Raw genomic sequence first — 16,011 nt, 5'->3', positions numbered from 1 at the left:
GGTGGGAAGGGCCCGCCTCTTGCTCAAGAGCCGCCTCCTTGAGCCACGCTGGGACTGGCGTGGGCGTCGTCGTGTCTCCGAACGCAGTTTGCTCACCGACCGCATGACAGAAGGGCCCGGATCCACCAGGATCCGGGCCCTTCTGGGTAGTAGCGGGGACAGGATTTGAACCTGCGACCTCTGGGTTATGAGCCCAGCGAGCTACCGAGCTGCTCCACCCCGCGTCGTTAAACACCACTCTACGGCACTGTTGGGCCGGCAACGGCCGCCGTTTTCCCGGACCGCGTAGGAACCGGCGTTCCTCGGTTGTGGCGGGCGCCCTCGTCGGCGGATTTCGCCAACCCGGATGCTCAGGATTCGGCCGCCCTATATCGGCCGGGTACAGAGAAAGCACCCCTCCCAGTGCGGCAGTGCGCTCAAGATCCGGTGTTGCGCGCAGCAGGCCAGCGCACGTTCGCCTGGGCTGGGGAAGACTCCGGTGCGATGAGCACCCTCGGTGGGCACGAACGACTCGACCATGGCCTTGAACTGGCGCAGATAGTCCTGGGCGAAGGGAGGTTCGTAATCCAGCTCGCTCCAGCGGTGGCGATTCATCGCCAGGCCGGTGGCGCGCAGCACGAAGTCTCTCGCATGCGATCGTTGCTGTGGCGTCGTGCCCCAGTCGATGTCTTCCAGGTCGAATCCGACAGCCCCGCGACCCATGGCGCTCTGATCCTGCAGCGTCAGAAGCGCCGCGAAGCGGTAGTCCCACACGTCATCTGCGAGATCAGAGACCGCCAGCATCAGCACGTCGATGAACACCTCCGTGCCGCCGTTGGAGAGATACAGACTCCGCGGCCCACCACCAAAAGTATTTCCCACCGTGCCACGGTAGCCCGTCAGCGACTCGCTCGGCCGACGCGTCCCACGGGCGCCACGCACACCCCTGACCCGGCCTCAGTCGATGCGTACCACCAAGTGACCCCGCCACTGAGCACGCCAATTGGCCTGGCCGATCGACGTGGCGAGCGTTATGATCGCCGCGATGATGACTCATTCTGTTCACAGATTGGGGGTCCCGTCCGCGCAAGGTGAGTGCTGATGCTCACCCAGACCGCGAACAGGGATTCCCGCCTTTCCTTCTGGCTGCGCGTGCGTGATTTCGCCGTGCCGTCATCCATGATCGAGACTGCGACCACCCGCCGTTGTGCCGGGGACTGGGCGGGGGCGTGCGCCGCCGCAGGCATCGATGTCGACCTCAACCTTCGTTCCGTGGCGCGTACCCATGGCCAGGAGCTCGCGGCCCACATCCGGGCCGATCTCCGTCATCTGGCGCCCGACCTGTTGCGCTGGCACATGCCGAGGATCGCTCCTGACGGGCTGCTGCGCCCAGGCCTGACCATCGCTCTGGCTCGGTACGACGCCACCGGGTGTGACGGCGCAAGCGCGTTGCACCTCGTGGCCCGGACTCCGCCGGCCTGGGCGGACTCGGGGCAGCGGATCAGCCTCGCGCTGTGGGACGGGTCCCACTCCGGGGCCGGCGCCTCCCGTCATCCGCACCCTCGCCCCAACCAGCGGTTCCGCCTCGACCTGCACCGCCACTTGTGGGACGCGCGCAGGGCCGATGAGCTGCGGATCCGGTCCGGGGCCGATCGGGTGCCCGCCGACGGCGGCGCTGTGCCGGCCTCGGAGCTGCTGGGTATGGTGCCGCAGGGGCACCGCTGCGCAATCGACCGGTGGGCGGCCGAGGCGGGGATTCTGCTGCACGCCGAAGGGCGATCCACCGGAACCGTCACCGTGCGGCTTGGTGCCCGGTATCGGCTGGTACTGGACCTGGTCGCGGAAAGGGACGGCGTACGGCCGCCCGCACTGAGGATCGCGGCGGCGTCAACAGATCGCGGCGCCTTCGCGCTGCCCGTTCTGCCCGACGCGGCGACCTGGGTGCTGCCGGACCTGGAGCTGATCCGCACCGGTTCGATCGAGGCCGATCGGCTGCACCCGCTGGTCGCCTCGGCACTCGTACCGGATCATTCGCCGGCCGGTCCGTCCCGGACTCCGGACCGGGCAGGACAACCGCGCCTCGTGGAGTGCCGGGGAGCTCAGCACCGGATCGGCCTGGTCGACGGAGTACTGGCCCCGCTGGACCACGACCCGGACGAGATCCGCCGGGAGGAACTGCTGGCCGCACTGACCGGCACTCCGCTTCCGTGCCTGCGGGCAATCGACGAGGCGCACCGTCATCCGGACTGCCTCACCGGCGTCCGCGAACGCCTTGACCATGGCGACACAGCCGGTGCGCTGGCCGTCGTCGAGGGCCTGCTGGGGCCCGACGCACTGCTGCGCACCGGCGCTCTGCGGGACGAACTGGAGAGGGCCGCGCTGCGGCGGATCACATACGGGCTGTACAGGTCCGGTCTGATCGGACGCGGACCTGGCCCCATCCGTCCGGATCGTCGCCGTCCGTCCCGTGACCGCCGCTCACACACGCGCCGGGCGACCTCTCGCTGACCGGGGACCTCCGTCCCCTTCCATCCGCTTTCCATCCACTCCGCTCACCACGAACCCATAGGTGATCAAACATGCCCACATACACCCCGTTCGCTGCCTCCGGCACCCTCTCCGACCCAGTCCACCCCTCCCAGCTCGACGTCGCCGGCGAGTTGCTGACCCTGCTGCGCGACGTAACCACCGAACCGCGCCCCGACACACAACTGGAGGCCCTGACTCTGTCCGTGGCCGCCGACCTGCCCGTGCTCCTGTGGGGTGAGCCGGGGATCGGCAAGACCGCGGCCCTGACACAGCTCGCAGCGGCTCTCGACCTCCCGCTGACCACAGTGATCGCCAGTGTGCACGAGCCGTCCGACTTCTCGGGGCTGCCCATCGTCGGAGACGATCCAGCGGAACAGGGTGTTCCGATGGCCCCGCCGGACTGGGCAGTGCGCCTGGTACGGGCAGGCCGGGGTTTGCTGTTCCTGGACGAGCTGTCCACCGCGCCGCCGGCCGTTCAGTCCGCCCTGCTCCGCCTCGTGCTGGAGCGGCGGATCGGCTCCCTGCAACTGCCGCCAGGGGTACGGATCGTAGCTGCCGCCAATCCGCGGTCCTCCGCCGCCGACGGCTGGGAGTTGAGCCCGCCCCTGGCCAACCGGTTCGTTCATCTTCAGTGGACCCACGACCACGAGGTCGTTGTACGCGGCCTCGGTGGGACCTGGCCCCGGGCAACACTGCCACGGCTTGACGCGGAGAAGTTGTCAGAGGCCGTGAACCTCGCCCGCCGCGCGGTGTGCGGGCTCCTCACCGCCCGCCCCGCGCTCGTGCACCGGTTGCCCAGCAATGAGACTCGCCGCGGCGGCCCCTGGCCGTCTCCCCGGAGCTGGGAAATGACACTGTGCCTGATCGCCTTCGCGACCGCGGCCGGCTCCTCGCGAGAAGTACTCTCCCTGCTGGTCAGGGGCACCGTGGGAGACGGTCCGGGACTGGAGCTACTGGCCGCCCTGGACCGGATGGACCTCCCCGACCCCGAGGTGCTTCTCGCCGACCCCGCTGGTGCCGTCCTGCCCGAGCGGGGGGATCGACGCCAAGCCGTGCTCGACGGCGTGGTGGCGGCGGTCCGCCGGCGCCCGGAGAAGGCCCGTTGGGACGCGGCGTGGGCGCTCCTGGTCCGGGCGGTGCAGACCGGAGCGCCGGACCTGGTGGTCGTACCCGCGACCACTCTCGCCACCCTGCGCCAGGAGGACTGGGACGTTCCGGCATCGATCGAGGGTCTTGCCGGAGCGGTGTCCCTGTCCCGGCGAGCGGACCACGCTGCCGCGCGGGCCGCGGTCGCCGCGAAGGCGGGCCGGTGACCCCAGACGCACCGGGGACCGGGACTCTGGACCTCGACAAACTCTTCGCCGCCCGACTGCACGCCGCGCGGGTCCGGCCCTACTTGGCGACGGCCCTTTTCGCCCTGTCCACCGTCGAGTCGCGGCGGGTACCGACGATGGCCGTCGACCGGCACTGGCGGTGCTACGTCTCGCCGGCGTTCGTGGATCGCACACCGGTGGAGGAACTGGCCGGCGTATGGGTGCACGAGGTGTCGCACCTGTTGCGCGACCACCACGGGCGCAGTGACCGGGTCGCTCGGGAGCGTGGGCTGACGGGCCCGGGGGAGCGGCTGCGGATGAACATCGCCGCGGACTGCGAGATCAACGACGACGTGTTCGGTGACGGGTTGGTCCGGCCCGAAGGCGCTGTCGTACCGGCCGCCTTGGGGCTGCCCGAGGGGGAGCTCATGGAGGACTACCTGCGTCAGTTCCGGCTGGGGCCGCGTACGCAGCACATCACCTGGCTGGACTGCGGCAGCGGAGCCGACGGACTGGAACGGGAGTGGGAGCTGGGACCGGACGGTGCCTACGGCCTCAGCAAACAGGAACAGGACGCGGTCCGGTTCCGGGTGGCGCAGGGCATCACCGCCCGTCCGGGGAACGCCGCGCAAGGGTGGCAGCGGTGGGCGGAGGAGGCGTTCCACCCGCCGCAGCCGTGGCGGGAGTTGCTGGGAGCGGCGGTCCGCTCGGCGGCTTCCGGCTCCGGTGCGGGCGAGGACTACACGTACGGCCGGCCGTCGCGGCGCTCGGCCGGGGTGCCCGGCGTTGTTCTGCCGAGCCTGCGGCGCAGGCCGCCTCGGGTTTCCGTGGTCGTAGACACATCCGGCTCGGTCAGTGACACCGAACTGGGCAGCGCGCTCCTCGAGGTTGCCGCGATCTCCCGTGCCGTGGGCGGCCGTCGCGACCTGGTCACCGTGCTGCCGTGCGACGCGGCGGCCCGGATCGTGCACCCACTGTGCCGTGCCGAGGGCATACCGCTGGTGGGCGGCGGGGGTACGGATCTGCGCACGGGCTTCGCCAGGGCGCTCCGAGCGCAGCCCCGTCCCGATGTCATAGTGGTGCTGACCGACGGCCAGACACCCTGGCCGGGCACGCGACCACCGTGCCGGACGGTGGTGGGTCTGTTCCCTCGCCGGCATGCGGCCCGGTCGTGGGACGAGGACGATCCCGAGTACGTTCCGGATTCGCCGCCGGCGTGGGCAAGAGTGGTTGACATAGGGCCGTCGTCTCCTGCGGCTCGGTGAGCCTCTCAGAACGGCGCGGACAAGTCCTGTGCTCCGAGTAGTGCTTGGGATGCTTCCTGTGCCGGCGAGACCTTGAGGACAGTTGCCGCCTGACGCCCAGCTGGCGATCCGTGATTCCCGAGTAACCCAGGAGACCAATGATCACCGCTACCCTGGGAGTGAACCTCCCATCGCAATGCGCCAACTGCGGCGGCGTGCTGGTCCGCGACGTCGGTCAGTTCATCGACCGGGAACAGCTGCACTGGGGCGTCGTCCGTACCCTCATGGGGTGCAGGCCTCGGCGATCGACAGGCTGTTCTCGTAGAGGTGGTGCCGGGTGATCCGGCCGTCCTCGACGGTGAGGTGCAGCGCGAACGGGCCCTCGAAGGACTTCCCCGTCGCTCGTACGGTCCCCGACAGGTGCCCCATCAGGACGGCGTCGGCGCCGTCGACGAGGAAGCTGTCGACGGAGGCGCACGCGTCCTCGGGCACGGTGTGCTCCATCAACTCCGTGAACTGGGCGGCGCAGTCGGCGGCCGTGGACCGCGGGCGGATCCACGGGACGGCGGGGTTCTCGGCGATCAGCCAGTCGACATCGTCGGCGAAGAGCCCGACAAGCCGCCCGGTGTCCCCAGCCATCCTGGCGGCAAGGAACTCCTGCACGACGGCCCGGGTGGCCTCGGGGAGGGGACTCGCGGTGGTTGCTGAACTCGTCGTGGTGGCAGCGGACTTGACGGACATGGCGCTCTCCTCGCGGCGGCGGTCGGATCTCGGCGGGGGTTCCCGTCGATGCGCTTGATCCTGCCAGGGGAGGGGGAGAGCGGTCGATTACCTCGGGGGTAATGAGCTGGGCGCTTTCGTTTCATCACTGGCGGACGCGGACCAGAGGAAGATGCCGGCTCGATCCACGGCTGTTGTCCGCCTGTGCTGGAGGAGACGGCATAACGGCACAGGAGCCTGCATGGACTCGCCGACCCGTGCGGTGCGGCCGGCGCGTCGCGCGCCTCGGCGTACCCGAAAGCACCCCAGGGGCCTTCAGCCGGCGGGCCGCAGCAAGGCCAGCAGCAGGCGGACGAGTTCCTCGACGACCTCGTCGAGAGTGCCGTCCACCCAGCCGGCGGACCAGTCGTGCAGAAGACCGTTCACACTGCCGATGAAGGCGGCCGCGGCGATGCGGTAGTCACGATCAGCGGCCTCACCCCTCAGCGCGGCGGCCGCTGCCTCGGCGCACATCAGGTCAATCCATCGTGCCCGGCGGGCCAGCCGTTGCTCGTCCATGCGAGGGCTTACGCCGACGATCTCGGTGAAGGTCATGCGTATGCGGCGCGGATCCACGGCGATGCTTGCCGCGTACGCACGGAACACGGATCCGTAGCGTTCGGCGAGGGGTTGGCCCTCGGTCTGGGTGAGGGCTTCTATGACAGCTTTCTCGGCCCAGTCGTTGACCTGCAGGTGCAAGGCGGCAAGCACGTCTTCAAGGGTGCGGAACTCTTCGTAGAACTGCCGGGTCGACAGTCCGGCCGTCTCACAGAGGGCGGCTACGGTCGTAGACCGGTAGCCGGGGCCGGCCCCGAAGAGCTGCAGTGCCGCATCAAGGAGCTTCTGGCGCCGCTCGGCGTGCCGCTCGATGGCCGTCTTGCCTGCGTAACGACCGGTTGACTGTCTGTGCCGCTCCCTCACGCATCCCCCTCACTGTGCTCCCGGCCATCTTCTCTCGTCCGGGGGGTTGAGGAACCGCGCCCCCGTCGTTACCTTCAAGTAGCCAAAAGTGAAGCGCGGCGTTTTCACATTGTGCGGCCGGGACGCCCTGCACGGGAGACGCCCGATCGCAGTTCCAAGCGCACCCGCCTACATCGCTGTCATGAGCGGAACAAGTTGACGTAGGTCAGCCCACCCGAAGCAGAGTCGCTACGCGGAGGAAAGTCATGTTCGAGTCCAAGAACCCTCACGCGGAGTCCGGAGCGTCTGCGCCCCGGACAACGGAAACAGCGTACGTACCGCGCCGCAAGCGCAGGCTCCCTCTGGCCGCTGCCTTAGCGATCCTTGCCGCAGTCACCACGACCAGCGCATCAGCTGTCGAGCCCAACCCGGCCCAGGGCGCCGCAGCCCTCCAAGAAGTGATGTTCGTAGGCAACAACTGGGACGGCACCGCCGACGTGATCGAGTCCAGCGGCACCTTCGCGAAACTTGGACGGATCAACGTGATCCCCGACAAGCGGAAGCGCCTGGCGGAGATCTACGCCAACCCCGTGAAGCTGATCTACTTCCTGGGCATCCGCAACGGGCCGGGTGAGGGACATGACCAGTTCGTCGACGACATGTACTCCACCCCCGACGGGACGGCCATGGTCGTCTCACGCCCCAGTTTCGCCGACGTCGTCTCCATCGACTTGGCGACCGGGAACATCAAGTGGCGCTTCCCCGTCTCCGGCTACCGCTCCGACCACATGGCCGTGTCCCCCGACGGCAAGCGCGTAGCCGTTTCCGCCTCCACCTCCAACACCGTTCACGTCCTCGACATCACCACTGGGAAGGAAGTCGGTTCGTTCGCGACCGGCGACAAGCCCCACGAGAACGTGTTCACCGAGGGCGGCAAGTACATCTGGAACATGGCCATCGGCGACGTCAACACTGACACCGACGCCCCGTTCCTGGACTGGACGAAGGGCGACCGCAAGATCACCGTCGTCGACGCGGAGACCTTCAAGGAAGTGAAGGTCATCGACATGCGCGACAGGCTCGACGCCTTCGGCCGCAAGGACCTCAACGACGCCGTGCGCCCAGTAGCCTTCACCCCGGACGAATCCAGGCTCTACTTTCAGGTCTCCTTCTTCAACGGCTTCCTCGAGTACGACGTTGCCAGCGACAAGATAACCCGCGTCAAGACCCTTCCGAAGAATCCCAACACCAGTGAGGACCGCACCACCTGGGTCAACGACTCCCGCCACCACGGCATGTCGATGAGCCCGCGGGGCGACAAGCTCTGCATCGCCGGAACCATGGACGACTACGCCACCATCGTCGATCGCGCGACCCTGCGGGAAGGACCTCTGGTCACCGCTTCCAAGCCCTACTGGGCAACAGTCAGCGGCGACGGCAAATCCTGCGTCATCTCAGAAAGCGGAAGCGACCAGGTAACGGCCATCGACTTCACCACCGGGAAAAAGACCGTCTCGGTCCCCGTCGGAGACCACCCGCAACGCGTCCGCATCGCCCACGTGCCGACCGACTGGACCAGCCCGGCCACGCTCGGATGACAACAGCAGCAAGTGCAGCAAGAGACCCCACCCGGAGGTCGAGCAGGGTAAGCCCCGAAAACTGGCTGAGTGGCGAAGCGTTCCCGGCGGACGTGGACGTTTTGGCCGCCGTAATAGCCGTAATCAGGCAGGCGGCCCCCCGCCCCTCCGTCGGGCGAGCTGGTGAAAGCTCCGCGAGTGCAGTTGGGTCCGCTGGTCCTTTCGGAGCCGTACCGGTCACGAATCCCACTCAGGTCTTCGAGTGCGATGCCCTGGCCGGTGCGTTCACAGCGGTGGTGATGGGCCCAGACCGTCCAGATATGGGTTGCGCCTACCTCTTGATCTGCCACCTCGGCTGCGCCCTGCGCGAGTGGCTGGCCATCAGGGGCAGCCACCGAGGCACGATCAGGTCCGACGGCCGGGCGGACGACGCCGACCGCGTGCCGCTCCTCGACGACGGTGGGGAACCGGTGACGACCTTCGCCCGCTGGTACACCGGCTGGCTGGAGAGGGCCGAGCAGGCGGTACTGCCGACGTCGTCGGACCTCTGACGCACTCCTGGGTAGGGTGGCCGCGACAGCACATCGTGAACCGGAACAAGGAGCAGACGTGAGCGAGCCGGCGTCCGTCGCCCTGCAGCAGGAGATCGCCCGGGATCTCCAGGTCGCCGAGACCTTCGAGGCCGAGCGGGAGATCGAACGCCGGGTGGCCTTCCTCGCCGAGCGGCTGACCTCCACAGGTCTGCGCGCCCTCGTGCTCGGCATCAGCGGCGGCGTCGACTCCACCACCACTGGCCGGCTCTGCCAGCTCGCCGTCGAGCGGGCCCGGGCCGCCGGGCACGAGGCGCGGTTCTACGCGATGCGGCTGCCCTACGGGGTCCAGGCCGACGAGCACGACGCCCAGCTCGCACTCTCCTTCATCCGTGCCGATCACGTGCTGACCGTGGACATCAAGCCCGCCAGCGACGCCGCGCTGGAGGCCTCGCTGGCCGCCGGCGTGAGCTTCCGCGACGCCCACCAGCAGGACTTCGTGCATGGCAACATCAAGGCCCGGCAGCGCATGATCGCCCAGTACGCGGTGGCCGGAGCGCACGACGGCCTGGTCGTCGGCACCGACCACGCCGCCGAGGCGGTCTCCGGCTTCTTCACCAAGTTCGGCGACGGCGCCGCCGACCTCGTTCCGCTGACCGGCCTGACCAAGCGCCGGGTGCGCGCCGTCGCGGACGCGCTGGGCGCCCCGGCCGAGCTGGTGTGGAAGATCCCGACGGCCGACCTGGAGACCCTCGACCCGGGCAAGGCCGACGAGGATGCGCTCGGGGTCACGTACGACGACATCGATGACTTCCTGGAGGGCAAGCCGGTGGACGAGCGGGCCTTCGAAACGATCGTCCACCGCTACCGCCTCACCGACCACAAGCGCCAGCTGCCCGTCGCCCCCTGAGGCCGCTCCCTGCGAGCGCTGCACTCCCTGATTGCCATCGCCGCCCTGGAGACCGTACTGCGTGACAACCTCGGCCTGCCCGACATCAAGAGCGGCCACCGGGAGCGGACCCGCCCCGGCCGAGGAGCTGGAGAACCTGCGAGGACGCGGCATCCGTACGGTCATCCCGGTCCCGGCCGACCAGCGGGCCCACCGGATGCGGCGAGGCGATCGAGGCGGCAGACCGCCCGCCTTTGCCCCGCCACGATCGACCCGACCGGGCTCTACGTCATCACACGCACCTTCTTCTGGTCCACCCGGTGACACACACGAAACCGTCCCGGCGCGGTAGTCCCTCCTCGTTATCCGAACTGGCCGGGCTGGTAGTCGCCCGCGGGCTGCTGGACGATGACGTTCCCGCGGTTGAAGGCGTTGATGAGGGCGATGAGAAACACCAAGGCGGCGAGCTGGTCCTCGTCGTAGTGCTTGGCGGCATTCGCCCATGCCTCGTCGGTGACACCACCAGCAGCGTCCGCTATGCGGGTGCCCTGCTCCGTCAGCTCCAGGGCAGCACGCTCGGCAGCGGTGAACACCGTGGCCTCCCGCCAGGCCGCGATCAGGTTGAGGCGAGTCGAGGTCTCCCCGGCGTGCGCGGCGTCCTTGGTGTGCATGTCGGTGCAGAAACCGCAGCCATTGATCTGACTGGCGCGGATCTTCACCAGTTCCTGCGTCGCCGCCGGTACCGTCGAGTCCGCGACCACCTTGCCCGCAGAGGTGATGTGCCTAAGGAACTTGGCTGCGAGCGGGTTGCCGAAGAGGTTCAAGCGAGCATCCATGATGCACTCCTTGCCGTTGTTGGTGGCTACACCTCTCCGACGGAAGCAGCCCGGCAGGATGTGACATGAGCCAGTGTGACGTGCGTCTCTGTGTGGCTGGCCCGCATGGATGTACGGCGGTGGCCGTACTCCGACAGCCTGCGGTCCTCCGCCCGGAGCGCCGCCAGCGCCTCCCGGACCGGCGGCGGGGCGAGGTGTCCGTGGCGGGTGAGCGAGGCCAGGGCGGCGCTGAACGTCCAGTGCAGTTCCCCGTTGGCGACGGACGCCGGCACAGTCGCCTCCGCCTGCGCAGGTTCCGCCATCGGCGGTTCCCACGGCTGCTTGTACGGCTTCGTCTCACCGGGGAGCATCGGGTGGTTCTCTCCCCACGCATGGAGCACCTCCCGGAGATCCCCGGCCAGCCAGCCCGGCGCAGCCTCGTTGCGTACGTCGTCGTCCGGTGATCGCAGCGACTCGGGTTTGCGGTGAGCCGCGGAGCGTGGGCTCCTGAATGCGGCGGCACAGCACGCGGCGCGCGCACAGCGCCGAGTGGGGCCGCGGCCGGGCGTTGTGATGGCTCACAGCCCCCACAACGCCCGCTCTATGCTGGCGACATGGTCGACATACCTCTTTCAGCGCTGGAAGTCGCGGTGGTTCAAACGGGCTCCCGAGCCGTGGACACCCTGCGGGACACCGCGGCCTTCGCACAGGGACTGGAACAGCTGGGTTACCACCGCATCTGGTACGCAGAGCATCACCACTCGCCCGCGATCGGCGCGTTCCCACCAGTCGTGTTGACCGCGCACTCCGCCGCTTCGACCTCGGTCATCCGTGTCGGTTCGGGAGGCGTACTGGCCCCCAACCACGCACCCATCACGCTGGCGGAGCAGTTCGGAACGCTGGCCGCCTTGCACCGGGACCGCATCGATATGGGCATCGGCCGCGGTCCTGGCACCTTTGACGAGGCCACCGCACGGGCACTTCGCCGCGGAGCCGGACCGGCGACGGATGCGGAGTACCAGGGCGACGTAGCCGCGATCCTGTCCTTTCTGGTCGACGAAGTCGTACTTGGCCCACTGCCGGAGCCATGGCTGCTGGCCTCCAGCACCGCAGGTGCCGCTCTGGCCGCGCGACTCGGCCTGCCGATCGCCATCGCACACCACATCCGCCCGGACAACACCCTCGCGGCGCTGGAACGTTACCGGGGGGCTTTCGTCCCGTCCCGTTGGTGCGAGCAACCTCGGGTGCTGTTGTGCGTGGAGGCGGTGTGTGCCGAGACGGAGGAAGAAGCCGCGTGGCGGGCCGGACCGATCGAGGTCGTCAAAGCCGGGCTCCTCGAAGGACTGAGCGAGATGCCCTTCCCCACGCCTGCGGAGGCGGCCGTCCACCCCTTCACGGCGAAGGAGCGAGAGGCGCTGGCCGGCTTCCGTGCACAGCAGGCCGTCGGGACACCCAAGACCGTCGTACACCGGCTCACGCAACTGGCTGATGAGACCGGAGCAGACGAACTGATGCTGACCACACCCGTTTACGACCTTCGCGACCGCATTCGCTCCTACGAGCTCATCAAGAAATACTCCGAGGCCATGACAGCACCGTAGGGACAATGCCGGGAAGGACGTTGGTTTCTCGCGCCACCGCGCACAAGTACGTACGTAGGTGGGGGGCCGGGGGCGCGGCTGGTCTGTACGACCGCTCCAGCCGACCGCACGCTACGCCGCACCTGCGCGGCACCAGCGGTGAGCGCGTGTCTGCGAACTGCGGCCGGCCGGGCGAACCGCCCGGCCGGCGCAAAAGCTGCACTCGCCCCGGACAACAGCTTGGGGCCGGCCGCCGCGGCGGCTATTCGGTTGCCGTGGTGGTGGTGCGGTTGGGCAGGAGGAACATCAGCGCCCACATGGCCGCCAGCGCTCCGATGACGTACCAGAGACTCCCGGCGAAGGCCGTTTTCATCGCGGGGCCGCGGGTGCCCACCTGGATCTGGTTGAAGAGTACGACGGTGGTCAGGGCGGTGCCGAGCGCGATGCCGAGCTGTGTTGAGGTGTTGAAGAGGCCGGAGGCGGAGCCGGCGTGGTGGTGGGCGACCCTGCCGAGGGTGAGGTCGGCAAGCGGGGCGCCGACCATCCCGAGGCCCAAGCCGACGGCGAGCATGGGGGCTGCGGTGATCACGATCCCCATGCCGGCTCCTTCGGTGGTGATGAGGTGGTGGTAGCCGGCCAGGGTTGCGGCGGCGAGCAGGGCTCCGGTCTGCGGGACGGCGCGGCCGTGGCGGCGGACCATGCTGATGGCGAGCCAGGCGCCGGCCATCTCGCCGAGGGAGGCAGCGACGAAGCCGACGGCGGCCTCACCGGGGTTCAGGCCGAGTCCGTCCTGCATGAACAGGGTCCAGGACAGGAAGAACACGCCGGAGAGCAACCCGAAGATCAGTTGGGTGGCGAGGCCGGTGCTGAAGCCGCGGCCTCGGAAAAGGGTGAGCACGATCAGCGGTGAGCCGCCCTTACGGGTCTTGAGCCGCTGCTGGGCCACGAACACCGCCAGGACCAGGACACCGCCAATCATCATGGCGAAGGCCCAGGCGGGCCAGCCCTGCTCGCCGCCCACGGTCAGCGGGAGGGTAATCAGCAGCAGGCCGAGCGCGGAAAGGCCCATGCCGAGCAGGTCCGGACGCCGACCGGTGCGGTCACGGGACTCGGGGATGAAGCGCAGGCCGAGGACGACGGCGGCGATCCCGATGGGCAGGTTGACAAGGAAGACGGGACGCCAGCCCAGTCCGAACAGGTCGGCCTGGGTCAGAACGCCCCCGAGGACGGGGCCGGCGACGCTGCCGAGCGACATGACCGTCCCGTACAGGCCGAACGCCTTCGCCCGGGAGTGCATGTCGAAGGTGACGTGGAGGGTGGCCAGGACCTGCGGCACCATCGCCGCGGCCGCCGCGCCCTGCAGGACTCGGGCGCAGATCAGGAGCGCCGGATCGGTGGCGATCCCGCACAACAGGGATGCCAGCGTGAAGGCGGCGGTCCCGGCGATGAAGATGAGCTTGCGGCCGTAGAGGTCGCCGAGCCGGCCGCCGGTGATCAGCCCCAAGGCGAAGGTCAGGGCGTAGGCCGCGTGGATCCACTGCAGGGCGGCGGTGGACGCTCCGGTGTCGGCCTGGATGGAGGGCAGCGCGGTATAGACGACGGAGCCGTCCAGGGCGTTCATCAGCTCGGCGATCAGGACGACGGCGAGGGTGATGGTCCGGGTTCGGCCCGAGGTGGAGTTGGCGGACCTGTCGGTGCCGGGGAGAGTGTCATGAGACACGGCAGAGAGGGTTCCTGTTCCGGTGGTGTTCGGGGTACGGGCAGGCCAGGACCTCCGCGTACGCCGACTGCGCACAGGAAAGGGGTGAAGGGGGCCCAGGCCGGGAGTGGGTTGCCGTCATTGCAGTCACAGCACCTCACAGGTGCTGTGACTGCCGGGAAGACGGTTACTGGGCCTGGTCGATACGTCGTCACCTCACATCGTCAACCGGCGGAACATGTCCGCGACTTAGGGGGAACGGGGGAACGGGGGAAGATTAGGGGGCCGCCGGCTGTGGGTCAGGTGCGCTGAGCCGGCTTGGGCAGCCGGAACATCAGGGCCCACATCACCGCCAAGGCGGCGATGACGTACCAGGTGCTGCCCGCGAAGGCCAAGGTCACAGTGGTGCCGTGGCTGCCCGCGGGGGCGTGGGCGAAGAACACCACGGAGGCCATCGCGATACCCAGGGCGGTGCCGAGCTGCATGGCAGTGTTGAACAGTCCGGCCGCGGAGCCCGCGTTCTCGTGGTCGACCTGGCTGAGCGTGAGTCCGGCGAGTCCGGCGCCGATCATGCCGAAGCCGAAACCGAGCAGGATCATCGGGGCGACGGCGGCCGCGAACGCCATACCGGTTCCCTGACCGGAGACCAGCAGCTGATAGCCCGCCAGGGTGCCGGCGACCAGGAGGGCGCCGGCCTGCGGCACTCGCCGCATATGGCGTGCGGCCCACTTGGAGGCGAGCATGGCCCCCGCCATACCGCCGACCGAGATGGCGATGGAGGCCGGAGCGAACTGGCCGGGGGTAAGGGCCAAGCCGTTCTGCATGAACAGCGTCCAGGTCAGCAGGAACACGCCGGAGACCAAACCGAAGACCAGCTGGGCGGCGAGCCCACCGGCGAACGCCCTGCTCCCGAACAGGGAGAGCGCCACCAGGGCGGAGCCGCCCTTGGCGGTCTTCGCCCGCTGCTGGACCACGAAAACGGCCAGCACGGCGACCCCTGCGCCCAGCATGACGAAGCTCCAGGCGGGCCAGTGACGCTCGCCACCCACGGTGAGGGGGTACGCGATCAGTAGCAGACCCGCGCTGGAGAGCACCATGCCCAGAGGGTCCAGACGCCTCGCCCGCTGCTCACGGGACTCGGGGATGAACCGGAGGCCGAGCAGGACGGTGGCCAGGCCGATAGGCAGGTTGATCAGGAAGATCGGCCGCCAGCCCAATCCGGCAATATCGGCGGCGGTAAGGACAGCGCCCAGGACCGGGCCGAGCACCCCGCCGAGCGACATGATCATCCCGTACAGGCCGAACGCCTTGGCACGCGACGCCCCGTCGAAGGTGACGTGGATCGTGGCCAGGACCTGCGGCACCATCGCCGCCGCAGCAGCGCCCTGAAGAGCCCGCGCCGCGATCAGGACGGCGGGGCTGGTGGCGATTCCGCACAGCAGGGATGCCGCCGTGAAGACGGCGGTCCCGGCGAGGAAGATCCGCTTACGACCGTAGAGATCGCCGAGGCGCCCGCCGGTGATCAGCGCGAGGGCGAAGGTGAGGGTGTAGGCGGCGGGGATCCACTGCACCGTGGCGCTGGAGGCGCCGGTGTCCGCCTGGATCGACGGCAGCGCGGTGTAGACGATCGATCCGTCGAGCGCGTTCATCAGCTCGGCGATGAGCACCAGGACCAGTGTGATCGTGGCAGCACGGCCGGTCCCTGTGGGGCGTGGGCGGCCGGTGGTACGGGTGTCGGTTGGACACGGATGAAGTTCCTGTTCGCGTACTGGGAAATGGGCGTAGGGGCAGGCCTGGGCATGCCCCTACGCCTTCAGCACGACAGGGGAAAGCAGGGTGCAACGAACCCAGGCCATCGGGTGCGCCGCCGTCGAGGCATACGTCGGAAGCCCGCCATGGCGGACGACCGGAAAGAGCCTCAGAACGAGCGGCTACTTGGCCTGGGAGATACGTCATCACCTCAAAACACATCGTCGGGCCCCGGACGGGCACCAACGGAACTGGAACAGACTAGAAGCCCCCCGACAGCTCTGCAAACGGATTATTCCGCTCACAGCGACGGCGCTGCGTGAGTTGTCGTGCGGGTTGAGAGACGTCTGACGACTCAGTAGCGGAGGCAGGGCGGGGAAGCGCGAGCCCGTCCAGCGGCTTACCGACGGGCGAACCGGCCGCCCGGGGTGACTTGCCCGTACAGCTC

14 protein-coding genes, 1 tRNA gene and 1 pseudogene are annotated in these 16,011 nt (G+C 68.8%); 8 read left to right on the top strand and 8 right to left on the bottom strand.

Annotation, left to right across the window (positions count from 1 at the left end):
• Positions 1-150 precede the first annotated feature (150 nt).
• Both J7E96_RS13270 and J7E96_RS13265 read right to left on the bottom strand, forming a co-directional pair.
• A tRNA-Met gene (locus J7E96_RS13270) sits at positions 151-224 on the bottom strand.
• Positions 225-366: 142 nt separating this feature from the next.
• Positions 367-861, bottom strand: coding sequence for a hypothetical protein (locus tag J7E96_RS13265; RefSeq protein ID WP_215130816.1), 495 nt, complete (start codon positions 859-861; stop codon positions 367-369).
• A gap of 219 nt (positions 862-1,080) precedes the next feature.
• Here J7E96_RS13265 and J7E96_RS13260 point away from each other — a divergent pair, with 219 nt between their 5' ends.
• The 3 genes from J7E96_RS13260 to J7E96_RS13250 all read left to right on the top strand — a co-directional run bounded on the left by J7E96_RS13260 (position 1,081) and on the right by J7E96_RS13250 (position 5,086).
• The gene (locus tag J7E96_RS13260; protein WP_215130814.1) at positions 1,081-2,487 is read left to right on the top strand and encodes a hypothetical protein; all 1,407 of its coding nucleotides are present in this window, start codon (positions 1,081-1,083) and stop codon (positions 2,485-2,487) included.
• 71 nt (positions 2,488-2,558) lie between these two features.
• Positions 2,559-3,821 carry an AAA family ATPase gene (locus tag J7E96_RS13255; RefSeq protein WP_215130812.1) on the top strand — a complete coding sequence of 421 codons (1,263 nt, stop codon included), beginning with the start codon at positions 2,559-2,561 and terminating at the stop codon, positions 3,819-3,821.
• Positions 3,818-5,086 carry a VWA-like domain-containing protein gene (locus J7E96_RS13250; protein ID WP_308295930.1) on the top strand — a complete coding sequence of 423 codons (1,269 nt, stop codon included), beginning with the start codon at positions 3,818-3,820 and terminating at the stop codon, positions 5,084-5,086. The genes J7E96_RS13255 and J7E96_RS13250 overlap by 4 nt, the downstream gene beginning before the upstream one ends.
• Positions 5,087-5,347: 261 nt before the next feature.
• Here J7E96_RS13250 and J7E96_RS13245 read toward each other — a convergent pair whose 3' ends face one another.
• Both J7E96_RS13245 and J7E96_RS13240 read right to left on the bottom strand, forming a co-directional pair.
• Complete coding sequence (locus J7E96_RS13245; protein WP_215130810.1) at positions 5,348-5,806, bottom strand: nuclear transport factor 2 family protein; 459 nt, start codon at positions 5,804-5,806, stop codon at positions 5,348-5,350.
• Between the two features lie 294 nt (positions 5,807-6,100).
• Positions 6,101-6,745: a TetR/AcrR family transcriptional regulator gene (locus J7E96_RS13240; RefSeq protein ID WP_215130808.1), complete on the bottom strand. Its 645-nt coding sequence runs from the start codon at positions 6,743-6,745 to the stop codon at positions 6,101-6,103.
• Positions 6,746-6,990: 245 nt separating this feature from the next.
• Here J7E96_RS13240 and J7E96_RS13235 point away from each other — a divergent pair, with 245 nt between their 5' ends.
• The 4 genes and pseudogenes from J7E96_RS13235 to J7E96_RS13220 all read left to right on the top strand — a co-directional run.
• On the top strand, positions 6,991-8,322 hold the full coding sequence (locus tag J7E96_RS13235) for a YncE family protein (protein WP_215130806.1): 1,332 nt from the start codon (positions 6,991-6,993) through the stop codon (positions 8,320-8,322).
• Positions 8,323-8,621: 299 nt separating this feature from the next.
• Positions 8,622-8,852, top strand: a complete 231-nt coding sequence (locus tag J7E96_RS13230) for a hypothetical protein (protein ID WP_215130804.1) — start codon at positions 8,622-8,624, stop codon at positions 8,850-8,852.
• A 58-nt stretch (positions 8,853-8,910) separates the two neighbouring features.
• Complete coding sequence (gene nadE / locus J7E96_RS13225; RefSeq protein ID WP_215130802.1) at positions 8,911-9,741, top strand: ammonia-dependent NAD(+) synthetase; 831 nt, start codon at positions 8,911-8,913, stop codon at positions 9,739-9,741.
• Between the two features lie 136 nt (positions 9,742-9,877).
• Positions 9,878-9,976: pseudogene (locus tag J7E96_RS13220) on the top strand (IS5/IS1182 family transposase); the annotation flags it as partial.
• Positions 9,977-10,082: 106 nt separating this feature from the next.
• On the opposite strand, the gene J7E96_RS13215 reads toward J7E96_RS13220, so the two are convergent.
• Both J7E96_RS13215 and J7E96_RS13210 read right to left on the bottom strand, forming a co-directional pair.
• Entirely contained in the window at positions 10,083-10,556 is a 474-nt protein-coding gene (locus J7E96_RS13215; RefSeq protein WP_215130800.1) for a carboxymuconolactone decarboxylase family protein, read from the bottom strand.
• 26 nt (positions 10,557-10,582) lie between these two features.
• Positions 10,583-10,906, bottom strand: a complete 324-nt coding sequence (locus J7E96_RS13210; RefSeq protein ID WP_215130799.1) for a hypothetical protein — start codon at positions 10,904-10,906, stop codon at positions 10,583-10,585.
• Between the two features lie 243 nt (positions 10,907-11,149).
• Here J7E96_RS13210 and J7E96_RS13205 point away from each other — a divergent pair, with 243 nt between their 5' ends.
• Positions 11,150-12,136, top strand: coding sequence for an MsnO8 family LLM class oxidoreductase (locus J7E96_RS13205; RefSeq protein ID WP_215130797.1), 987 nt, complete (start codon positions 11,150-11,152; stop codon positions 12,134-12,136).
• A gap of 241 nt (positions 12,137-12,377) precedes the next feature.
• Here the strand turns inward: J7E96_RS13205 and J7E96_RS13195 are convergent, their stop codons facing one another.
• A complete protein-coding gene (locus J7E96_RS13195) occupies positions 12,378-13,835 on the bottom strand; it encodes an MFS transporter (RefSeq protein WP_215130795.1) in 1,458 nt (485 codons plus the stop codon).
• 278 nt (positions 13,836-14,113) lie between these two features.
• The gene (locus J7E96_RS13190) at positions 14,114-15,481 is read right to left on the bottom strand and encodes an MFS transporter (protein WP_215130792.1); all 1,368 of its coding nucleotides are present in this window, start codon (positions 15,479-15,481) and stop codon (positions 14,114-14,116) included.
• Positions 15,482-16,011 lie beyond the last annotated feature (530 nt).

This window comes from Streptomyces sp. ISL-96, from assembly GCF_018614035.1.
In the GTDB taxonomy this organism is placed as follows: domain Bacteria; phylum Actinomycetota; class Actinomycetes; order Streptomycetales; family Streptomycetaceae; genus Streptomyces.
The sequence above is the reverse complement of the archived record's forward strand: the minus strand, read 5'-3'. Positions and strand labels throughout refer to the sequence as shown.

Excerpts from the sequence above, each read along its gene's own strand:
- J7E96_RS13260 (WP_215130814.1), top strand. The coding sequence starts at position 1,081 with ATGCTCACCCAGACCGCGAACAGGGATTCCCGCCTTTCCTTCTGGCTG.
- J7E96_RS13255 (WP_215130812.1), top strand. The coding sequence starts at position 2,559 with ATGCCCACATACACCCCGTTCGCTGCCTCCGGCACCCTCTCCGACCCA.
- J7E96_RS13245 (WP_215130810.1), bottom strand. The coding sequence starts at position 5,806 with ATGTCCGTCAAGTCCGCTGCCACCACGACGAGTTCAGCAACCACCGCG.
- J7E96_RS13235 (WP_215130806.1), top strand. The coding sequence starts at position 6,991 with ATGTTCGAGTCCAAGAACCCTCACGCGGAGTCCGGAGCGTCTGCGCCC.
- J7E96_RS13230 (WP_215130804.1), top strand. The coding sequence starts at position 8,622 with ATGGGTTGCGCCTACCTCTTGATCTGCCACCTCGGCTGCGCCCTGCGC.
- J7E96_RS13215 (WP_215130800.1), bottom strand. The coding sequence starts at position 10,556 with ATGGATGCTCGCTTGAACCTCTTCGGCAACCCGCTCGCAGCCAAGTTC.
- J7E96_RS13210 (WP_215130799.1), bottom strand. The coding sequence starts at position 10,906 with ATGCTCCCCGGTGAGACGAAGCCGTACAAGCAGCCGTGGGAACCGCCG.
- J7E96_RS13205 (WP_215130797.1), top strand. The coding sequence starts at position 11,150 with ATGGTCGACATACCTCTTTCAGCGCTGGAAGTCGCGGTGGTTCAAACG.